Source organism: Mycolicibacter arupensis, from assembly GCF_002086515.1.
GTDB lineage: Bacteria > Actinomycetota > Actinomycetes > Mycobacteriales > Mycobacteriaceae > Mycobacterium > Mycobacterium arupense.
The window spans coordinates 1-20,717 of record NZ_MVHH01000041.1 but is presented as its reverse complement, the minus strand read 5'-3'; the positions used below and the strand labels follow the sequence as shown (position 1 = coordinate 20,717).

Sequence of the window (20,717 nt, the reverse complement as noted above, 5' to 3'; positions counted from 1 at the left end):
ATGTCGAGTGACCGGCCTGCCGCTGGACGCGTACCGATACTGCTGGCCGCGCTCGGCGTCGCGACCGCCGCAGCCGGGTGCGGCACCAGCGCAGAAGTCGCGCCCGCGGGACCGGTGGCGGCCCCGCCGCCCGCTGCGCAATCCACCCCGGCGCCGTACGACATCTCCAAAGTCGATGCCGTCGTCGACGATTTTCCGCAGGGATTCTCGCCGCAGGCGCACCCGGCAAAGACACTGGAGCAGTCCGATATCGGGGGCTCGGCGGTCGCTGCGTTCACCGGCGCCCAGTTCGACCCACCTCAGTGCCGTTCAGTCGTGATCCCGCCCTACGCGGATCCGACGGTCGGTACGGAGGCCGCCGGCGTCATCGGGCAGGGCGATCGGGGCAGCATGTACGTTGTCGCACTGCGGTCGCCCCATCCCGTCGCAGCTGAGCCTGATCCGCCCGGATGTGATCGGATCTCGCTGTCCGGTTCGCCGGAGGCGACCGGCACGGTGGAGCGCATCGCGGCCCCCGCCGTCGGGGGCGTGAGGACGACGGGGGTCAGGCTGACAGTCGCGGACTCCGCAGACGATCCTGACTATCTGTTCACCGCAGCACTCGACGACAGCACGTCGGTTGTCGTGATGGGCAGCGCCGACCAGCAGTTAGACCCGCAGAGGTTGATGTCAGACCTGCTGGTCAAAGCCGTGTCAGCGGTGCGTGGGCAGCAGCAGCCGTGAGTCGGTGAACCGTACCGTGTGCGTCGCCGGTCGCAGCTCGACGCCGCTGACCGCCGGATCCTCGGTGCCCAGGTTGCGCGCGAAGCGGGGGTGACAGCCGCCGGCGATGAGAAGCCGGATGCGTGCCCCGGACGAAAACCGGTGCGCGATCTCATCCAGCTCAAGGTGGACGATCCCCGCGCCGCGCTTCAACCGGCGGTATCCGTCGCTGACATTGCGTGAACGTCCACGAGCGTCGACTTCGCTGATCCTGACGAACAGGTCGACGTGCGGGTTGTCGCTGGCATGTGACAGCTCCACGGCGGGGCTGCCGAAGACATCGAGGGCGTCGGACAGCGGCTCGCTGGTGAAGGTCAGCACGTCGTCGCGCCGCGCCAACGCGTCGTCGCGCTGATAACCACCACCGGGCGCCAGCAGTCGCCCGCCGACCGTGGGTGTGGGGTCAGCGGGGTCGTAGGTGAAGCTGACCGCCTCGGCGGCATCTGTGGCTGACGGGCCATCGGCCAACCGGCCGCCGGGTTGCAGCCACCAGCTGCGACCGGAAGTCTCGGGGGGCCAATCGGGGAGCTCGCGCCATTGTCCAGCGCCGGTGACGTAGACCCGTACCGGGCTGGTCCGCGACGGCCGCTCGGCGCCGGCCAGGTGAGTGCCTAACCAGTCCAGGGATTCCGCCATGACGGTGCGCAGTCCCTTGGTCAGCATCTCGGTGTGGGTCCACGGGCCGACGGTCAGCGCCACCTCGGCTCCTCGGTCGCGCAACGTCCGGAACTGAGCCAGCGCTTGATCCAAGAACAGGTCTTGCCAGCCACTGAGCAGCAGCACCGGCACCTGGGTCTGCTCCAGCGCCACCGGGTAACGCATCCTGTCCCAGAACGGGTCATCGCGATCAGGGTGCTCGACCCAGGACTCGTACCAGGGCGAGCCGCCGCCCAGTAGGGCCCGGCCGGCCGAGCCCAGCGGCAGTGCGGCCGCGGCGCGTTTGACCCGGCGTTGCGCAGTCAGCTGCTGCAGCCCGGCACGGATCCGCGGACGGGCCTCCTGGTGGGCCATCATGTGGCTCCAGCCCAAAAAGTCGTTCAACGCGAATGACCCCACACCCCAGGTCGACTGGTACAGATCGTGCATTCCGACCGTGATGACCGCGGCCTTCAACTCCGGCGGGGGATCGGCCAGCAACGCCCACTGGGTGAAACCCAGGTAGGACAATCCGATGGTGCCGAAGGAACCGGTGAACCACGGCTGGGTCCGCAGCCACGCCACCGTGTCGGCACCGTCGGCGGCCTCGTTGACCATCGGCTCGAACACCCCACCAGAGCCGAAGGTGCCGCGCACGCTCTGCAGGATCACCCGGTAGCCGCGGGCGGCATACAACCGCGCGAACACCACCGAGAACGGGAAACCGCGGCCGTAGGGGCAGCGCACCAGCAGCGTGCCGGCCACAGCGCCGGTGGGCTGATAGTGGTCGGCGCGCAGCTGCACCCCGTCGCGCATCGGAATGTGCTCTCGGCGCACGGTGTATCCGGTGGTGGGCGGCGGCAGCCGGCGCAGCGCCCGGTTGATCACGACATCGGTCAGCCGGGGGCGGGCCGGACGTGGTGTTGAGGCGGCCAAAGGTCAGTACTTGTAGTGCGGCGCCAGCTGGTGTGCCCGCATCAGGTTCTCGGTGGGACAGTCCACATCAGGGTTGGAATACACCGGCGAATAGTACAGCGACTGCTGGATGACCCCGTAGCTGGTCTTGAACGCCACCATGCAGGAGAACCACCACCGGTTGTTCCACTCGGTCGGCTTCATGACCCAGTACTGCGCCGCGCGGTGCCCGTTGATGTCCATCTCAATGGCGTCGGCGGGAATGGTCTCGTCATAGCTGCGCCACACGAACGTCTCGACGGCCATCTGGTAGTTGCCGGCATCGAACTCGCAGCGCACACCCTCGACCGGCTTGGGCGGTGTGAACGCCAAACCCAACTGCGCGATCACGTCATAGGGGATGTCTTCACAGGCGTCGAACGGACGCGGGTTGGTGAGGTTGACCGCTTTGCTCGACGTGGTCGGGGGTGCCAGCGGCAGGGCGGTGGAGCGCAGCTGCACATCGGCGCCGTCGGCGATGTCGCGGCCGGGGGGTGTCTGTTGCCAGACCATCACGACGGCCATCACCAGCGCCCCCAACGCGGTGATCAGGCGCAGTTTGGTCAGCATGACACTCCTCGCTTCCACCCGGTTGTACTGCCGGGAGTCTACAAGTTGTGGCGCCCGCCACTTCCCCAAAGGTGAGAACACGTTCTAATTCTGCGTGCCCACCGATCGCCGCTACTCTGAATCCTCGTGACCACCCACGCGCCGAGGGCCGCTGACGGCCCCACCCTGTGGGCGATCTCCGATCTGCACACCGGCCATCTGGGCAACAAGCCGATCACCGAGGAACTGCATCCGGTCACCGGTGACGACTGGCTGATCGTTGCCGGTGATGTGGCGGAGCGCACCGATGAGATCCGTTGGGCGCTGGACCTGCTGCGCAAACGCTTCGCGAAGGTGATCTGGGTTCCGGGAAACCACGAGCTGTGGACCACCACCAAGGACCCAATGCAGGTGTTCGGCCGGTCTCGCTATGACTACCTCGTCGACATGTGCGACCAGATGGGTGTCATCACACCCGAGCATCCCTTCCCGGTCTGGACCGAGCAGGGTGGCCCCGCGACCATCGTGGGAATGTTCCTGCTCTACGACTACACCTTCCTGCCGGACGGGGCGTCCACCAAGGCCGAGGGCCTGGCGATCGCGCGGGAGAACAATGTGGTGGCCACCGATGAGTTCCTGCTGTCGCCCGAGCCCTACGGCACCCGCGACGCCTGGTGCCGTGATCGGGTCGCGGTCACCCGAAAGCGCCTGGAAGACCTCGACTGGATGAACCCGACTGTGCTGGTCAATCACTTCCCGATGGTGCGTCAGCCCTGCGATGCACTGTTCTATCCGGAGTTCTCGCTCTGGTGCGGCACCGTCGAGACTGCCGACTGGCATACCCGTTACAACGCGACGTGTTCGGTCTATGGCCATCTGCACATCCCGCGTACCACGTACTACGACGGGGTGCGCTTCGAGGAGGTCTCGGTGGGCTACCCGCGGGAGTGGCGCCGCCGCCGGCCGCATCGCTGGCTACGTCAGATACTGCCGGAGCCGCAGTACCCGCCCGGCTACCTCAATGAGTTCGGCGGGCACTTCGTGATCACCGACGAGATGCGTGAGGCCAGTGCGAAATTCACGGAGCGACTGCGTCGGCGGCAGGCACGATGAGCGGACTGCTGGACAGGGTGCTCGAGGGAGTGCCGGCGGGATCGCTGGCCTGGGCCGAACGCTATGACGATCCACCCGGGTTAGCTCCGCTGGCCGAGGAGGAGCCACTGGTCGCACGTTCGGTGGCCAAGCGGCGCAACGAATTCGTCACCGCCCGCTACTGCGCGCGGTTGGCGTTGGAAGAGCTCGGGCAGCCGCCGGTCCCGATCCTCAAGGGGGAGAAGGGTGAGCCCACGTGGCCCGCGGGTGTGGTCGGCAGTCTGACGCACTGCGCGGGTTTCCGCGGTGCGGTGGTGGGCCGCAGCACCGCGGTGCGATCGGTGGGTATCGATGCCGAACCGCACGACGTACTCCCCGACGGTGTGCTCAAAGCCGTCAGTCTGCCCGTCGAAAGAGACCAACTCGCGGCGTTGCCGGAAGGTCAGCACTGGGACCGAATCCTGTTCTGCGCCAAAGAGGCCACCTATAAGGCATGGTTTCCGTTGACCAGGCGGTGGCTGGGCTTCGAGGACGCTCACATCACCTTCGATCCCGACGGCACGTTTTCCTCGCGCATCCTCATTGACCCCGCAGCGTTGTCCGGACCGCCGCTGACCGAGCTCGGTGGCCGATGGTCGGTGTCCGGTGGTCTGGTGCTGACGGCGATCGTGCTGTGAGTGCCGTGCCGGCGGGCCTGGTGATCGTCGACAAACCCGCGGGAATCACCAGCCACGACGTGGTTGCGCGCTGTCGCAGGTTCTTCGGCACCCGCAAGGTGGGCCATGCCGGCACACTCGACCCGATGGCAACCGGTGTGCTGGTGATCGGCATCGAACGGGCCACCAAGATCCTGGGTTTGCTTACCACGTCGCAGAAGTCCTACGCCGCCACCATCCGACTGGGGCAGACCACCTCGACCGAAGATGCCGAAGGCGAGGTGCTGGCCACGACATCGGCCGCGCACGTCACCGAACAGCAGATCACCGCGGCGATCGCGGGGCTGCGTGGCGACATAGCTCAGGTGCCCTCGGCGGTGAGCGCCATCAAAGTCGCGGGCAAGCGGTCCTACCAGTTGGCCCGGGAAGGCCACGCCGTCGAGCTGGCCGCCCGGCCGGTGCACATCGCGCGGTTCGAGTTGCTGGCGATGCGGCGCGAAGAGCAGTTCGTGGATCTGGATGTCGAGGTGGACTGTTCGGCGGGAACCTATATCCGGGCACTGGCCCGCGACGTGGGCAACGAGCTGGAAGTGGGGGGTCATCTGACCGCACTGCGGCGCACCCGGGCCGGCAGCTTCGGGCTGGATCAGGCCCGCACCCTCGACGAACTGGGGGAGCGTCCCGCGCTGAGCTACAGCCTCGATGACGCCTGCCTGCAGACGTTTCCGCGGCGGGACCTCAACGTTGACGAGGCACTCGACGTCAGCCACGGCCGGCCGTTGGCCCCAGCGGGCATCGACGGGATTTACGCGGCCACCGACGCCGATGGACGGGTGATCGCGCTGCTGGAGGACTCGGGACGGCGGACCAAATCGGCGGTCGTCATCCGCCCGGCGACGTTATAGTCCGCCGGTGGCCACCGAGGAGCGCGAGATCACGCAGGCTGTTGATCTTTGCGCCTCGTCCGGATTGTTGAACCCGGGCGCCGTCGGTTGGACACGAACGCCGCTGCACCGCTGCAATCTGCGCGGCTGGGGGCGGACTAAGCGGTGGGAGTACTGGTGCCTGACGACGCCCACCCATCTGATCGCGGTCACCGTCGCCGACCTCGACTACCTCGGCGTGAGCAATGTCTTTCTGCTGGATTACTCCGGACTTCAGGTGAGCCGGAGCTGCCTGCACCCGGGCGGGTGGGGGATCACCTTGCCGTCCAGTCTCGGTGATGGACCGGCCACGGCTCGCGGACTGATCACGATCGATATCACCACCGAGACCGACGGCACTCGGATTCAGTTCTCCTGCAAGACCTCTGCAGGAGCGATGACCGGCGACCTGTTCGTCGCGCTGCCGCCCGGACACGAGACGCTCGCGGTAGTGGTGCCGTGGAGCCAGAGCAGGTTCCAGTACACCGCCAAGCACACCGCGCGGCCCGCTTCGGGATTGGTTCGGGTGGGAGCGGACACCTACGACTTCGCCGGCGGGTGGGGTGTGCTTGACCACGGGCGCGGCCGCTGGCCGGCCAACATCGTGTGGAACTGGGGTGCGGCTTCCGGTCACACCGACGGGCGCACCGTCGGACTGCAGCTGGGCGGTAAGTGGACGGTCGGCACCCCAAGCACAGAGAACGCGCTCTGCGTCGACGGACGACTCAGCAAGATCGGCGCCGAACTGGACTGGCACTACCCCGAATACGACGGGCCCTGGAGAATCCGCACACCCGACTCCGATCAGGTGCAGCTGACCTTCACCCCATTCCATCACCGCTCGCCGATGCCGGGCACCCATCAGTGTTTCGGGCACTACAACGGGCGCATCCGCACCGACGACGGCGCCGACCTCGTCGTGACCGATCTCCTCGGCTGGGCCGAACAGGTGCACATGCTCTGGTGAGCGCGACAGAGCCCGCAATGTTGCATACCTATACGAACGTAACTGGGGCTATGCTGATGGTCCCAGTTGAGGCGGTAGCCGAGTGGCGGAGGTGGTGGGATGGCTGCGAGCGGTACTGCACCGGCGGTGCGGCGTACCCAGGCCGAGCGCAGTGCCGCGATGCGGACGCGACTGCTCGACGCCACCATCGAATGTCTGGTGAACTACGGCTACTCCGGCACCACCACGCCGCGTATCGCCGAATTGGCCGGAGTCACCCGGGGTGCCCAGATCCATCATTTCCGGTCGAAAGAAGACCTCGTTGTTGCCGCCGTCGAGCATCTGGCTCAGCAGCGCACCCAGGCAGCCATTCGTGAACTCGGTCAGGTTCGGTCGATCCCGGACCCGGTGGCGACCGCCTTGAACTTCCTGTGGGAGGCCCACCAAGGGCCGATGTTCATTGCCACCGTGGAACTCTGGGTGGCCGCCCGTACGGACCGGGTGCTCGCGCAGCACATCGAACGGGTAGAAGGCGTCGTCAACGGGACCTTGGTTGCCGCGATCGCCCAGTTGATGCCTGGGCATCCCGCGCAGAAGGAGATTCGCAACATCGTCTTCACCGCGATGGACGTGCTGCGCGGCATCCTGGTGTCGAACTTCGTCGACGACGATCCGCAGCGTGCCCGGCGACGCTGGGATCGCGCCTGTGTGCACCTGCGTCAGGTGGCCGCCGGCGTCTTGCCGCAATCTGACTGACTGACGCCGCGGGTCGCCAACGCGCCGCACCCTCGCGCACCCTCGTGTTCTGTGCCCCTGCGCGCACTCTTGTAAAGATGCAATCAGGCCGGTATGTTTTTGGCCACTGGCCGGAATCGAAGGGGAACCATGGCGAACAAGGTCTACGTAATCGGTGTCGGCATGACGAAGTTCGAGAAGCCGGGTCGGCGGACCAACGACGACGGATCGGCGTGGGACTACCCGGACATGGCCCGGGAGTCCGGCACCAAGGCGCTGGCCGACGCCGGGATCGACTACCGCGAGGTGGAGCAGGGCTACGTCGGTTATGTCTACGGTGAATCCACCTCCGGGCAGCGGGCACTGTACGAGTTGGGACTGACCGGGATTCCGGTGGTCAATGTCAACAACAACTGTTCGACCGGTTCGACCGCGCTGTATCTGGCCGCTCAGGCGATCCGGGGCGGGCTCGCCGACTGCACCATCGCACTGGGCTTCGAGAAGATGCAGCCCGGCTCGCTGGGGTCCACCTACGACGACCGCGCGCAGCCGATGGAGAAGCATGTGCTGGCGCTGGCCGAGATCTCTGAGGTGCTGTTCCCCGTGGCGCCGTGGATGTTCGGCGCCGCCGGCCGCGAGCACATGAAGCAACACGGTTCCACCGCAGAGCATTTCGCCAAGATCGGTTACAAGAACCACAAGCATTCGGTCAACAACCCCTACGCTCAATTCCAGGACGAGTACAGCCTCGAAGACATCCTGGGTTCGCGGATGATCTACGACCCGCTCACCAAGCTCCAGTGCTCACCGACCTCGGACGGTTCTGGGGCGGCGATTCTTGCCAGCGAGGCATTAGTCGACAAGCACGGCCTGGCCGGCCGTGCCGTTGAGATCGTCGGTCAGGCGATGACCACCGACTTCGGCTCCACCTTCGACGGCTCGGCAAAGAATCTGATCGGCTATGACATGAATGTGCAAGCCGCACAGCGTGTCTATCACCAGTCCGGCCTGGGGCCCGAGGACTTCCAGGTGATCGAGCTGCATGACTGTTTCTCGGCCAACGAGCTGCTGCTCTACGAAGCGCTGGGCCTGTGCGCGCAGGGCGATGCGCCGCGGCTCATCGACGACGGCGACACCACCTACGGCGGGCGGTGGGTGGTCAACCCTTCCGGCGGCCTGATCTCCAAGGGGCATCCGCTGGGGGCCACCGGGTTGGCGCAGTGCTCCGAACTGACCTGGCAGCTTCGCGGTGACGCCGACAAGCGTCAGGTGCCCAACGTCACCGCCGCCCTGCAACACAACATCGGCCTCGGCGGCGCCGCCGTGGTCACCGCCTACCAGCGCGCCGAGCGCTAAGCCATCGACACCCGAGGAGGACGCACCATGGGACACATCGAAGCCACCAAAAGCCTCGCCGTCAGCCCGAACGCGCTGTGGGACACCATCAGCGACCTGTCCAGCTGGGACAAGTGGTTCACCATCCACGAGAAGTGGCTCACCGAGCCGCCGGCCGCCCTGGCGCCGGGTGAGACGTTGACCGCCAAGATCGTCATGCTCGGCATGGCGAACAAGATCGAATGGACGGTCGAGAACGTGGCCGCCCCCACCACCCTGACGCTGTCGGGCACCGGCATGGCCGGCGTGAAGTGCCGCTTCGACTTCACGGTCACTCCCGACGGCGACGGCTCCCAGTTCAGCGTGGCCGGCGACTTCGAGGGCGCGCTGATCAAAGGTGCGCTGGGCAAGGCGGTCGAGAAGGACGGGGCCAGGCAACTCGACAAGACCCTCGCTCAACTCGAGGCGCTGGCGTCGGCGGCGGCCTGAGGTGACCGACGATCTGGCCTTTGACGATGCCGGGCTGGACAAATGGAGTGACGAGGACCGGTTCGCGGTCACCCGCGAGCGGATCGTCGAATACGCCGCGGCGACCAACGACCCGATCGCCGCGCACCGCAGCGGCGACATCGCGCCGCCGGTGTTTGCGATCGTGCCGGTGTTCGAGTCACTGCTGGTTCCCGCGGTCGAGGTGGCACCGGTCGAGCTGATCCCGCGGGTGGTGCACGGCGAGCAGGACTTCTGGTTCCACCGGCCCATCCGGCCGGGAGACAAGCTGGTCTCCCGCGGCAAGATGATCGGCTACGAAGGACTGGAGAAGGGCACCCGCGCAGCGATATTGCTTGAATGCCGCACCGAGGAAGGCGAACTGGTCAACGAGCAATACGTGACCTGCTTCTTCCGCGGACACAATGCGGGCAAGAGAGTCGGCGAACTCAGCCCCGGACACAAGTTCGACGACGCGCTGCGTCAGCAGGCGCCGGTGGCCAAGGTCGTCCAACACGTCGATGCCGACCAGACGTTCCGCTACGGGCCGGCCGCGGGTGATCCGATGCCGATTCACCTGGACGAGGAAGTCGCCCGCGACGCCGGACTGCCGGGGATCATCGCGCACGGCCTGTGCACCATGGCGTTCACCTCCTGGGCGGTGCTCACCGAGGTGGCCGGATCAGATGTCAGCCGACTGCGGCGATTGGCGGTGCGGTTCTCCAAGATGGTGCTGCCCGGCGACGACCTTGAGACCCGGATCTGGACCAGCGGTCGCGGCGACGGCGCCACCACGTACGCATTCGAGACCGCGCGCTTAGGCGCCGGCGAAATGGCGATCACCGACGGCTTGGCCGTGATCGCCGACTAAGGCAGCGTCGACGAGAGATCCGAGGAGTCAGATATGGGCGTATTGGAAGGCCGGGTCGCGGTGATCACCGGCGCCGGACGTGGCATCGGGCGCGAACACGCCCTGCTTTTCGCGGCCGAGGGGGCCGCAGTGGTAGTCAACGATCTGGGTGGAAGCAACGCCGGCGAGGGGTCCGACACCACCACTGCGCAGCAGGTCGTCGACGAGATCGTGGCGGCTGGCGGGCGCGCGGTGGCCAACACCGACAGCGTCTCGGACTGGTCGTGCGCGGAACGGCTTGTCCAGCAGGCCATCGACGAGTTCGGCAGGTTGGACGTGTTGGTCAACAATGCCGGAATCCTGCGGGATGCATTCATTCCCGGCATGGAAGAAGCGCAATGGGATGCCGTGGTCGCGGTACATCTCAAGGGCCACTTCGCGATGCTGCACCACGCCGCGGCCTATTGGAAGGCGCAGTCCAAGGCAGGGGAGCAGCCCAACGCCGCAGTGATCAACACCGCCTCCGGGTCCGGGGTCACGCTGCCCAACCCCGGCCAGGCGAACTACGGAGCGGCCAAGGCCGGGATCGCCGCACTGACCCTGATCGCCGCCGAGGAGCTGGATCGCTATGGGGTGCGGGTCAACGCGATCGCCCCGATAGCGCGCACCCGCCTCACCCTGGCCACGCCTGGCATGGGCGCATTGATGGCAGAACCGGAGGACGGGGAGCTGGATCTGTTCAGCCCGGCCAATATTTCGCCCTTGGTGGCGTATCTGGCCACCGAGAAGTGTCCGATCACCGGCGCGGTGTACGCGGTACAGGGTGGCGCTATCTCGCGGCTGGCCGGCTGGCACGACACCGACACCATTGAGACTGAAGGCATCTGGGAGATCGACGACATCGCGGCGAGGTTGCCGTAGCCACCGGCGACGATGCAGAACGAAGTGATGCTGAGGAGGCGGAGTAAAAGATGATCGAGTGGTCTGACACGGACGAGCTGATCCGGGACAGCGTCCGGGAATTCATTGATCGGGAGGTTCGGCCGAACCTCGACGCGCTGGAGAGCGGCGAACTGCCGCCGTATGCGATCCTGCGGAAACTCTTCGCCGACTTCGGGATCGACGTGATCGCTGCGGAAGCCATCAAGAGCCGACTGGAAAAGGCGCACGCGAGGCAGGCCGTCGACGGCGAGAGCAAGCCGGCCCAATCGGCGGGCGGCGGATTCGGCGATCTGGGGGCTCAGGCCTCAATGGGACTGATCCTGGTCAGCGAACTCGCCGGGGTCAGTCTGGGATTGGTCGCAGCGGTCGGGGTCAGCCTCGGACTGGGCGCCGCCACGATCATGTCGCGCGGCACCTTGGCGCAGCAGGAACGCTGGCTGCCGGAGCTGGTGACCCTGGAGAAGATCGCCGCTTGGGCAATCACTGAGCCCGACGCGGGCTCCGATGCCTTCGGCGGTATGAAGACCTATGTCCGGCGTGACGGTGAGGACTACATCCTCAACGGCCAGAAGACGTTCATCACCAACGGCCCCTATGCCGACACTCTCATCGTCTACGCAAAGTTAGACGAACAGGACGGCGCCGATCCGCGTAACCGCAAGGTGCTCACCTTCGTGCTCGACGCCGGGATGCCGGGCCTGACGCAGGGCAAACCGTTCAAGAAGATGGGCATGCATTCCTCGCCGACCGGTGAGTTGTTCTTCGACGATGTGCGGCTGGGGCGCGACCGGCTACTGGGCGAGACCGAAGAGCACACCGGCGGAGACGGACGTGACAGTGCGCGGGCCAACTTCGTCGCCGAGCGGGTCGGGGTCGCCGCGCTGGCGCTGGGAATCATCAACGAATGTCATCGGCTCTGCGTCGACTACGCCAAGAGCCGCACGCTGTGGGGCCGCAACATCGGCCAATTTCAGCTGATTCAACTCAAGCTGGCCAAGATGGAAGTGGCCCGGATCAACGTGCAGAACATGGTGTTCCAGACGCTGGAGAAGGCCAAGCACGGAAAGATCCCCACGCTGGCCGAGGCGTCGGCGATCAAGCTGTACTCCTCGGAAGCGGCGACCGAGGTCGCGATGGAGGCAGTGCAGCTGTTCGGCGGCAACGGCTACATGACCGAGTACCGGGTGGAACAGCTGGCCCGTGACGCCAAGTCGCTGATGATCTACGCGGGCAGCAACGAGGTACAGGTCACCCACATCGCCAAAGGCCTGCTTTCGTAGCTGATCCCTGGCGATCACGCCCGGGCGGCCGACCGCTCAGGTGTAGAGCGCTTCGAATTGTTTGATTGAGCGCTCGATATCGCCCTTGACCGCGCGGACGGCGGCCGTGCCGATCGGCCCGAACAGCGGCCGCCCACCCAGATCCATCCGCAGGATGAACGTCGACCCCGACTCGGCCGGGCTTATCCCCAGTGTCAGGGCGTACTTGGTGCCGCCCACACCGTCGCCGGTGAGTTCCAGCAGCTTTGGGGGTTCGATCTTGCGGACCGTCCAGGTGACCCGATTGCGCATGCCCTTGGCGCCCGCCACCCCGACCAGCGTTGCTCCGGCGGTGAGTTCGGCAGGGATGTCGCAGCGCCAGCCCTGGTGCAGGGAAAGCCAATCGCCCAACTCGGCCAGATTCGACGCATGGGCCCAGGCATCGTCCGGTGGCAGCGCCAGCTCACGGGACAGCTCAAGTTTTGCCATCGGCAAAGCCTAGAGCGTGTGGCCCTCTGTGCCGCGATGAAGGCCGGCACCCGCCGCGTTACGGATGGGTCAGACCACCCAGATCGCCTGGGCGGCTGGGCTGCCCAGATCGAAGGTCGCCTGCTCGCGGTCGGAGCCCTCGGGTGCGTCCAGTGCCACCGAGATGATCCCGGCGAAGTCGCGGCGGGTCAGTACCCGCAGTCGGGCGTCGAGGCTGATACCCACCTGGGCGAAGTAGCGCAGCATCTCGGGATCGTTGTCGGAGATGCGGGCCACGGTGCCGGTCTCGCCGTCGGCACACGCCCACAGCTGCCGGGCGGGTGGAGTCGGCACCTGGCCGTCGGGGGCAGGGATCGGGTCCCCGTGCGGGTCGCGCTGTGGGTAACCCAGCTTGGCGTCGATCCGCGCAACCATTCTGTCGGAGACCGCGTGTTCGAGGACTTCGGCCTCGTCGTGCACCTCATCCCAGCCGTAACCGAGCTCCCGCACCAGGAATGTCTCGATGAGTCGGTGTCGGCGCACCATCGCCAGGGCTGCCCGTCGGCCCTCGTCGGTGAGGGTCACCGCCCCGTATTTCTCGTGGTCCACCAGGCCTGCGTCAGCCAGTTTGCGAATCGACTCCGAGGCGGTGCTCGCGGACACGCCAATCTTCTCGGCCAGCATTTTGGTGCTGACCCTGTCGGGTGACCATTCCTGGGCGGTCCAGATGACTTTCAGATAGTCCTGGGCGACGCTACTCAGCCCATCCGACTGCTCCCAAGGGCTCACAACGGGACAGTTTAGGCTTGTCCTCGTGCAGCGGTGGCGGGGGCAGGATGAGATCCCCACAGACTGGGGCAGGTGCGTGCTCACCATCGGCGTTTTCGATGGTGTGCATCGAGGTCATGCGGAGTTGATCACCCATGCGGTGAAGGCTGGGCAAGCGCGTGGGGTGCCGACAGTGCTGATGACCTTTGATCCACATCCGATGGAGGTCGTCTACCCGGGCAACCACCCGGCGCCGCTCACCACGCTGGCGCGACGCGCCGAGCTGGTGGAGCAGTTCGGCATCGACGTCTTCCTGGTGATTCCCTTCACGCCCGAGTTCATGAAGCTCACCCCCGACCGCTATATCCACCAGCTGTTGGTCGAGCATCTGCACGTGGTGGAGGTGGTGGTGGGGGAGAACTTCACCTTCGGGCGTAAAGCGGCCGGCAACGTCGAGACGCTGCGCCGGGCCGGTGAGCAGTTCGGGTTCGGGGTCGAATCGGTGTCGCTGGTGGCCGAGCGTGCAGATGCCGTGCAGTCGGTCACCTTCTCCTCGACCTACATCCGGTCCTGCGTGGACGCCGGGGATGTGTCCGCCGCGGCCGAGGCGCTGGGGCGACCACACCGGGTCGAAGGGCTGGTGGTGCGCGGCGATGGCCGCGGGCGAGGACTGGGTTTCCCGACGGCCAATGTGGCGCCGTCGGCCTTTGCGGCGATTCCGGCCGATGGGGTCTATGCCGCCTGGTTCACCGTGCTCGGGCACGGCCAGGTTCCAGGCACTGTCGTTGCAGGTCAGCGCTGCAGGGCTGCGGTGTCGGTAGGGACCAATCCGACCTTCTCCGGGCGCGCCCGCACCGTCGAGGCCTTCGTGATCGATGAAACCGCTGACCTGTACGGGCAGCGCGTCGCTGTCGACTTCGTCAGCCGTATCCGGGGTCAGGAGAAGTTCGACTCGGTGGCCGACCTGGTCGCGGTGATGAACACCGACGTCGAGAAGACTCGCGGACTACTTTCCGGGGAGTGACCGGCTGCGCGATTGGGACTACCGCCCGCTGCGCTGCTAGAGTTGCGCCTCGGCGTGCTGCAGTCCGCGGTGGCCGCCGACGTGATATTCGCGGGACCGAATGATGGAGATTTGTTGTGGCGCTGACCGTCGAGCAGAAAAAAGAGATCCTGGCCAACTACGGTCTGCACGAGACCGACACCGGATCTCCTGAGGCTCAGGTCGCGTTGCTGACCAAGCGGATCGTCGACCTCACCGAGCACCTCAAGAAGCACAAGCACGACCACCACTCGCGTCGTGGGCTGTTGCTGCTGGTCGGTCGGCGTCGTCGCCTCCTCAAGTACCTGACCGCGACCGATGTGGCGCGGTACCGCTCGCTCATCGAGCGCCTGGGCCTGCGTCGCTGACGGCGAATCGGGTCGGCAGCGGTCGCTGCCTGTTAGAGTGAGACCGGTCCGGGCCTTCCAGGCCCGGACATCGGTGTGGCCCGCGCAGCCGCGTGCGCCACTCCGGCACGTCACGACGAGACATGTTCGTCTGCGATCAGCCAGACCTCGTTTCGGGCGGTCTTCGGTAGTGGCAGCCGGGTCTGAAAGCACGTCTTTATCAAGATCCGGCCGCTTCGATCGACGACCGTAGCCGCATCCAGGTCTTTCGCTCAACGCACGTCTGACGTCGCAAAACAGCTGAATGAACCAGGAAAGGCCGTACGGGCTTTTATGTCTGCAATTGAAATTGAAGAAGGCGTGTTCGAATCCACCGCTGTCATCGACAACGGCAGCTTCGGCAAGCGCACCATCCGCTTCGAGACCGGCCGGCTGGCTCAGCAAGCCGCGGGCAGCGTCGTCGCCTACCTCGACGACGAAACCATGTTGCTGTCGGCGACCACAGCCAGCAAGGCCCCCAAGGACCACTTCGACTTCTTCCCGCTCACCGTTGACGTCGAAGAGCGCATGTACGCGGCCGGGCGCATCCCCGGCTCGTTCTTCCGCCGCGAGGGCCGGCCGTCCACCGACGCGATCCTGACCTGCCGTCTCACCGACCGCCCGCTGCGCCCGTCGTTCGTCGACGGCCTGCGCAACGAGGTTCAGGTCGTGGTGACCGTGCTGAGCTTGAACCCGAATGACCTCTACGACGTGGTGGCGATCAACGCCGCGTCGGCCTCCACCCAGCTCGCCGGCCTGCCGTTCTCCGGCCCGGTCGGTGCCGCGCGGGTGGCGCTGATCGACGGCACCTGGGTGGCGTTCCCCACCGTCGAGCAGCTTGAGGGTGCGGCCTTCGACATGGTGCTGGCGGGTCGCCTCCTCGAGGACGGCGACGTCGCGATCATGATGGTCGAGGCCGAGGCCACCGAGAACGTCATCGAGCTGATCCAGGCCGGCGCCCAGGCGCCGACCGAGGCCGTGGTGGCCGAGGGCCTGGAGGCAGCCAAGCCGTTCATCGCGGCGCTGTGCAAGGCCCAGCAGGAGCTGGCCGCCGCTGCTGCCCGTCCGACCGCCGACTACCCGCTGTTCCCGCCCTACGGCGAGGACGTCTACTACGCGGTTGCCTCGGTGGCGACCGACGAGCTGGCGAAGGCGCTGACCATCGCGGCCAAGGCCGAACGTGACGAGCGCACCGAGGAGATCAAGGCCGAGGTCGTCCAGCGTTTGGCCGAGACCTACGAGGGGCGCGAGAAGGAGATCAGCGCGGCCTACCGCAGCTTGACCAAGAAGTTGGTGCGTCAGCGCATCCTGACCGACCACTTCCGCATCGACGGCCGTGGGATCACCGACATCCGCGCGCTGTCCGCAGAGGTCGCAGTGATCCCGCGGGCGCACGGCAGCGCCCTGTTCGAGCGCGGCGAGACCCAGATCATGGGTGTGACCACGCTGGACATGATGAAGATGGCGCAGCAGATCGACTCGCTGGGGCCGGAGAAGTCCAAGCGCTACATGCACCACTACAACTTCCCGCCGTACTCGACCGGTGAGACCGGCCGGGTCGGTTCGCCCAAGCGCCGCGAGATCGGTCACGGCGCCTTGGCCGAGCGGGCCCTGGTTCCGGTGCTGCCCAGCGTCGAAGAGTTCCCCTACGCCATCCGCCAGGTCTCGGAAGCGTTGAGCTCCAACGGATCCACCTCGATGGGTTCGGTCTGCGCCTCGACGCTGGCATTGCTCAATGCGGGTGTGCCGCTGAAGGCTCCCGTCGCCGGTATCGCGATGGGTCTGGTCTCCGACGACGTCGAGGTGGACGGCAAGACGGAGCGCCGCTTCGTCGCGCTGACCGACATCCTGGGCGCCGAGGACGCGTTCGGCGACATGGACTTCAAGGTCGCCGGCACCAAGGACTTCGTCACCGCTCTGCAGCTGGACACCAAGCTCGACGGCATTCCTTCCCAGGTGCTCGCCGGTGCGCTGGCCCAGGCCAAGGACGCCCGTATGACCATCCTCGAGGTGATGGCCGAGGCCATCGACGAGCCCGACGAGATGAGCCCGTACGCGCCGCGGGTCACCACCATCAAGGTTCCGGTGGACAAGATCGGCGAGGTGATCGGGCCCAAGGGCAAGATGATCAACTCGATCACCGAGGAGACCGGCGCCCAGATCTCCATCGAGGACGACGGCACGGTGTTCGTCGGAGCCACCGACGGGCCGTCGGCGCAGGCCGCGATCGACAAGATCAACGCCATCGCCAACCCCCAGCTGCCCAAGATCGGCGAGCGGTTCCTGGGCACCGTGGTCAAGACCACCGACTTCGGCGCCTTCGTGTCGCTGCTGCCGGGTCGGGACGGGCTGGTGCACATCTCCAAGCTCGGCAAGGGCAAGCGGGTGGCCAAGGTCGAAGACGTGGTGAAGGTCGGCGACAAGCTGCGCGTGGAGATCGCCGACATCGACAACCGCGGCAAGATCTCGCTGGTGCCTGTCGAAGACGCAGCGGACGCGACCCAAGAAGCGGGGTCCGCTGAGCCTGCCGATGCCGCGCCCGCCCAGAGCTGACCCGCCGGCGCCCACGGGCGCCACACTGCGACGCACCACCCTGCCGGGCGGACTGCGGGTGGTCACCGAGTACCTCCCCGCGGTTCGTTCGGCGTCGGTGGGCGTGTGGGTCGGCGTCGGATCGCGTGACGAGGGCGCCACGGTGGCCGGGGCGGCGCACTTCCTTGAGCACCTGTTGTTCAAGGCCACCCCGAGCCGCACGGCAGCCGGTATCGCCCAGGCGATGGACGCCGTCGGGGGTGAGCTCAACGCCTTCACCGGCAAAGAGCACACCTGCTACTACGCCCACGTACTCGACACCGATCTCGAGCTGGCTGTCGCGCTGGTCAGCGATGTCGTCCTGAACGGCTCGTGCGCGGCCGCCGATGTCGACCTCGAGCGTGACGTGGTCCTGGAAGAACTCGCGATGCGTGACGACGATCCCGAGGACGCGCTGGGCGACGTGTTCTTGTCGACCCTGTTCGGCGACCACCCGATCGGACGACCGGTGATCGGCAATGTCGAATCGGTGTCGTCGATGACGCGCGCCCAGTTGCGATCGTTTCACCAGCGGCGCTACACGCCCGAGCGCATGGTGGTGGCCGTCGCCGGCAACATCGACCACGGCACGGTCGTGTCGTTGGTGCGAGAACACTTCGGGCATCGCCTGGTTCGAGGTCGAGGCCCCGCCGCGCCGCGGCGTGGCGCTGCGCGAGTACCGGGTGTTCCGGGCCTCACCCTGGTCAATCGCGACGCAGATCAGACCCACATGTCCCTGGGCGTGCGTGCCCCCGGACGCAACTGGCAGCACCGTCAGGCGCTGGCGGTGCTCAACACCGCGTTGGGTGGTGGCCTCAGTTCCCGCCTTTTTCAACAGGTTCGGGAGACCCGCGGCCTGGCCTACTCGATCTACTCATCGGTGGACACGTTTGCCGATGCGGGCGCATTGTCGGTCTATACCGCATGCCAGCCCGACCGGTTCGCCGAAGTCGCCGCCGTGACCGCCGAGGTACTCCAGTCCGTGGCACGCGACGGCATCACCGCCGACGAGTGTCGGATCGCGAAGGGTTCACTGCGCGGAGGATTGGTGCTGGGCCTGGAGGATTCCGGTTCGCGCATGAATCGTTTGGGCCGCAGTGAACTGAACTACGGCCGCCACCGGCCTATCGCACGCACCCTGCGGGAACTGTCCGCAGTCACCGTCGATGAGGTCAATGCCGTTGCCCGGCGGCTGCTGACCCAGCCCTATGGTGTCGCGGTCTTGGGGCCCTACCGGTCGAAAGGGGCGCTTCCGCGCCGGTTGCGGTCGATGGCAGGCTAGGGCAATGGCCTTCAGCTTCTCCGAACTCACGGTCCCACTTGTCGGTGCCCCGATGGCGGGCGGACCCAGTACCCCGGCGCTGGCAGCCGCGGTGTCAGAGGCGGGCGGACTGGGATTTGTGGCCGGTGGCTACCGCACAGCCCAACAACTAGCTGACGACATCACCGCGGCGCGCGCACTCACCACTGGCCCCATCGGGGTCAATCTGTTTGTGCCCCAGCCCAGTTACGCCGACGTGGTGCTCCTCGACGAGTACGCCGACCTACTGGATCCACTGGCCGAACACTACGGGGTGGAACTGGGGGAGCCCCGCTTCGGCGATGACGACTGCTGGCCCGAGAAACTTGACGTGGTCGCCCATCTGCGGCCCACCGTGGTGTCGTTCACCTTCGGGACACCGCCGCCCGACGACCTGGAGTGGCTGCGGGACATGCGCATCCTGACCATGGTCACGGTGACCTCGGCCTATGAGGCCGGCGTGGCCCTGGGGCACGGAGCCGAGGCTCTGGTGGTGCAGGGACCCGGCGCCGGCGGCCATCGGGGCACGTTCGCCCCCGACGTGCTCCCGGGTACCGACTCCCTGGAGCACCTGCTGGCCGAGATCGGCCATGCCCACCCTCAAGTGCCGTTGGTGGCGACCGGGGGGATCAGCACCGCCGCCGAAGTGGCCGGGGTGCTGCGCAAGGGTGCGGCGGCCGCGCAGGTGGGCACCGCCCTGCTCCTGGCTCACGAAGCCGGGACCAATCCGACGCATCGAGCCGCGCTGACCAATCCGGAGTTCATCAACACCACCGTCACGTGTGCATTCTCCGGCCGCTACGCGCGAGGTCTGGAAAACGACTTCACCCGGGCATTCGAGGATGTGGCCCCGGTGGGATACCCCGAGATCAACCACATGACGGCACCGATTCGCGCCGCGGCGGTCACCCATGACGACCCGCACGGGACCAATCTGTGGGCGGGGACCGGTTTCCGAAGTGTCCGTGCGGCCGCGGCTGCCGACATCATTGCTGCACTGACGCCCTAAACAGCGCCGCGGCGTCGTTATGATCGCCGCATGAGTGAGACCTCCACCCCCTCAGCAACCGGCACCGTGCACATCCAGGCGGCCCCCGAGTCGGTCTACGCGCTGATCACCGACCTGACCGCGCTGGCTGACTGCGCCGAGGAGACCGTCGCCATGCAGTGGCGCAAAGGCGACGCGGCGACTCCCGGAGCGAAGTTCAGCGGTGCCAACCGCAACGGCTCGCACAGCTGGAATACCACCTGCACGGTCGTCGCCGCCGAACCCGGTCGCCGGTTCGCATTCGACGTGCGATCGGCGATCATCCCGGTGGCCCGCTGGGCCTACGAGATCACTCCTGCCGACGGCGGCTGTCAGGTCACCGAGAGCACCTGGGATCACCGTCCGCGCTGGATCATCGGGTTGACCCGGTTTATCACCGGTGTCGCTGATCGGACCACCGCCAATGCTGAGCACATCCGGCTCACCCTGGACCGGCTCAAGCAGCGGGCGGAGCAGGGCACCCAGCCTGGTCGGTGAGTGCCCGGCTCCCTGCGCTCGGCTCAGCAGTCGTAGTAGAGGGCGAATTCGTAGGGGTGGGGGCGCAGGTTGATTGGGGTGATTTCGTTGTCGCGTTTGTAGTTGATCCAGGTGTCGATGACGTCGGGGGTGAAGACGCCGCCTTCGGTGAGGTACTCATGGTCGGCTTCGAGGTTGTCGATGACCTGGGCCAGTGAGGTGGGTGCCTGGGCGATCTGGGCGGCCTCGTCGGGCGGGAGTTCGTAGAGGTCTTTGTCGATGGGGGCGGCGGGTTCGATTTTGTTCTTGATGCCGTCGATGCCGGCCATGAGCATGGCGGAGAAGGCCAGGTAGGGGTTGCCGGAGGAGTCGGGGCAGCGGAATTCCAGGCGCTTGGCCTTGGGGTTGGTGCCGGTGATGGGGATACGCACGCAGGCGGAGCGGTTGCGTTGGCTGTAGACCAGGTTGATGGGGGCCTCGTAGCCCGGCACCAGCCGCTTGTAGGAGTTGATGGTGGGGTTGGTGAAGGCCAGCAGTGAGGGTGCGTGGTGCA

General features: G+C 66.6%; 22 protein-coding genes. 17 read left to right on the top strand and 5 right to left on the bottom strand.

What is annotated here, in order from left to right:
* Entirely contained in the window at positions 1–723 is a 723-nt protein-coding gene (locus BST15_RS16280; RefSeq protein ID WP_157861730.1) for a DUF5642 family protein, read from the top strand.
* Here BST15_RS16280 and BST15_RS16275 read toward each other — a convergent pair.
* Both BST15_RS16275 and BST15_RS16270 read right to left on the bottom strand, forming a co-directional pair.
* On the bottom strand, positions 694–2,334 hold the full coding sequence (locus tag BST15_RS16275) for a CocE/NonD family hydrolase (protein ID WP_046189280.1): 1,641 nt from the start codon (positions 2,332–2,334) through the stop codon (positions 694–696). The genes BST15_RS16280 and BST15_RS16275 overlap by 30 nt on opposite strands.
* A gap of 3 nt (positions 2,335–2,337) precedes the next feature.
* On the bottom strand, positions 2,338–2,922 hold the full coding sequence (locus tag BST15_RS16270) for a DUF3558 domain-containing protein (protein ID WP_046189281.1): 585 nt from the start codon (positions 2,920–2,922) through the stop codon (positions 2,338–2,340).
* Between the two features lie 120 nt (positions 2,923–3,042).
* On the opposite strand from BST15_RS16270, the gene BST15_RS16265 reads away from it, so the two are divergent.
* The 10 genes from BST15_RS16265 to BST15_RS16220 all read left to right on the top strand — a co-directional run bounded on the left by BST15_RS16265 (position 3,043) and on the right by BST15_RS16220 (position 12,146).
* Positions 3,043–4,014: a metallophosphoesterase family protein gene (locus tag BST15_RS16265; protein WP_198528305.1), complete on the top strand. Its 972-nt coding sequence runs from the start codon at positions 3,043–3,045 to the stop codon at positions 4,012–4,014.
* The gene (pptT, locus tag BST15_RS16260; RefSeq protein WP_046189283.1) at positions 4,011–4,670 is read left to right on the top strand and encodes a 4'-phosphopantetheinyl transferase PptT; all 660 of its coding nucleotides are present in this window, start codon (positions 4,011–4,013) and stop codon (positions 4,668–4,670) included. Before BST15_RS16265 ends, pptT begins: the two co-directional genes overlap by 4 nt.
* A complete protein-coding gene (gene truB / locus BST15_RS16255; RefSeq protein ID WP_234808427.1) occupies positions 4,667–5,554 on the top strand; it encodes a tRNA pseudouridine(55) synthase TruB in 888 nt (295 codons plus the stop codon). Before pptT ends, truB begins: the two co-directional genes overlap by 4 nt.
* Positions 5,555–5,561: 7 nt before the next feature.
* Positions 5,562–6,539 carry a DUF2804 domain-containing protein gene (locus BST15_RS16250; RefSeq protein ID WP_046189285.1) on the top strand — a complete coding sequence of 326 codons (978 nt, stop codon included), beginning with the start codon at positions 5,562–5,564 and terminating at the stop codon, positions 6,537–6,539.
* A gap of 99 nt (positions 6,540–6,638) precedes the next feature.
* On the top strand, positions 6,639–7,274 hold the full coding sequence (locus tag BST15_RS16245) for a TetR/AcrR family transcriptional regulator (RefSeq protein ID WP_046189286.1): 636 nt from the start codon (positions 6,639–6,641) through the stop codon (positions 7,272–7,274).
* 129 nt (positions 7,275–7,403) lie between these two features.
* Complete coding sequence (locus BST15_RS16240) at positions 7,404–8,609, top strand: lipid-transfer protein (RefSeq protein WP_046189287.1); 1,206 nt, start codon at positions 7,404–7,406, stop codon at positions 8,607–8,609.
* 27 nt (positions 8,610–8,636) lie between these two features.
* A complete protein-coding gene (locus BST15_RS16235; protein ID WP_046189288.1) occupies positions 8,637–9,077 on the top strand; it encodes a type II toxin-antitoxin system Rv0910 family toxin in 441 nt (146 codons plus the stop codon).
* A 1-nt stretch (position 9,078) separates the two neighbouring features.
* Positions 9,079–9,945, top strand: coding sequence for a MaoC/PaaZ C-terminal domain-containing protein (locus BST15_RS16230; RefSeq protein WP_046189289.1), 867 nt, complete (start codon positions 9,079–9,081; stop codon positions 9,943–9,945).
* A 33-nt stretch (positions 9,946–9,978) separates the two neighbouring features.
* The gene (locus BST15_RS16225) at positions 9,979–10,845 is read left to right on the top strand and encodes an SDR family oxidoreductase (protein WP_046189290.1); all 867 of its coding nucleotides are present in this window, start codon (positions 9,979–9,981) and stop codon (positions 10,843–10,845) included.
* 50 nt (positions 10,846–10,895) lie between these two features.
* Positions 10,896–12,146, top strand: a complete 1,251-nt coding sequence (locus tag BST15_RS16220) for an acyl-CoA dehydrogenase family protein (RefSeq protein ID WP_046189291.1) — start codon at positions 10,896–10,898, stop codon at positions 12,144–12,146.
* Positions 12,147–12,182: 36 nt separating this feature from the next.
* Here BST15_RS16220 and BST15_RS16215 read toward each other — a convergent pair whose 3' ends face one another.
* Together BST15_RS16215 and mntR are read right to left on the bottom strand one after the other, a co-directional pair.
* Positions 12,183–12,614 (bottom strand): type II toxin-antitoxin system Rv0910 family toxin, encoded by a 432-nt coding sequence (locus BST15_RS16215; protein ID WP_046189292.1) that lies wholly within the window; start codon positions 12,612–12,614, stop codon positions 12,183–12,185.
* A gap of 69 nt (positions 12,615–12,683) precedes the next feature.
* Positions 12,684–13,382: a manganese-binding transcriptional regulator MntR gene (gene mntR / locus BST15_RS16210; RefSeq protein WP_046189293.1), complete on the bottom strand. Its 699-nt coding sequence runs from the start codon at positions 13,380–13,382 to the stop codon at positions 12,684–12,686.
* 25 nt (positions 13,383–13,407) lie between these two features.
* Here mntR and BST15_RS16205 point away from each other — a divergent pair, with 25 nt between their 5' ends.
* The 6 genes from BST15_RS16205 (at position 13,408) to BST15_RS16180 (ending at position 20,185) form a co-directional block, all read left to right on the top strand.
* Complete coding sequence (locus tag BST15_RS16205) at positions 13,408–14,385, top strand: bifunctional riboflavin kinase/FAD synthetase (protein ID WP_046189294.1); 978 nt, start codon at positions 13,408–13,410, stop codon at positions 14,383–14,385.
* 116 nt (positions 14,386–14,501) lie between these two features.
* Positions 14,502–14,771, top strand: a complete 270-nt coding sequence (gene rpsO, locus BST15_RS16200; RefSeq protein ID WP_046189295.1) for a 30S ribosomal protein S15 — start codon at positions 14,502–14,504, stop codon at positions 14,769–14,771.
* A 312-nt stretch (positions 14,772–15,083) separates the two neighbouring features.
* Positions 15,084–17,342, top strand: coding sequence for a polyribonucleotide nucleotidyltransferase (locus tag BST15_RS16195; RefSeq protein ID WP_046189296.1), 2,259 nt, complete (start codon positions 15,084–15,086; stop codon positions 17,340–17,342).
* Positions 17,320–18,642, top strand: coding sequence for a M16 family metallopeptidase (locus BST15_RS16190; protein ID WP_046189297.1), 1,323 nt, complete (start codon positions 17,320–17,322; stop codon positions 18,640–18,642). The genes BST15_RS16195 and BST15_RS16190 overlap by 23 nt, the downstream gene beginning before the upstream one ends.
* Positions 18,643–18,646: 4 nt before the next feature.
* Entirely contained in the window at positions 18,647–19,669 is a 1,023-nt protein-coding gene (locus BST15_RS16185; RefSeq protein ID WP_046189298.1) for a nitronate monooxygenase, read from the top strand.
* 30 nt (positions 19,670–19,699) lie between these two features.
* Positions 19,700–20,185 carry an SRPBCC family protein gene (locus tag BST15_RS16180; RefSeq protein WP_046189299.1) on the top strand — a complete coding sequence of 162 codons (486 nt, stop codon included), beginning with the start codon at positions 19,700–19,702 and terminating at the stop codon, positions 20,183–20,185.
* Positions 20,186–20,208: 23 nt separating this feature from the next.
* On the opposite strand, the gene BST15_RS16175 is transcribed toward BST15_RS16180, so the two are convergent.
* Positions 20,209–20,717, bottom strand: a 509-nt coding sequence (locus BST15_RS16175; RefSeq protein WP_474623351.1) for a type I glutamate--ammonia ligase, incomplete at its 5' end; no start/stop codon positions are given.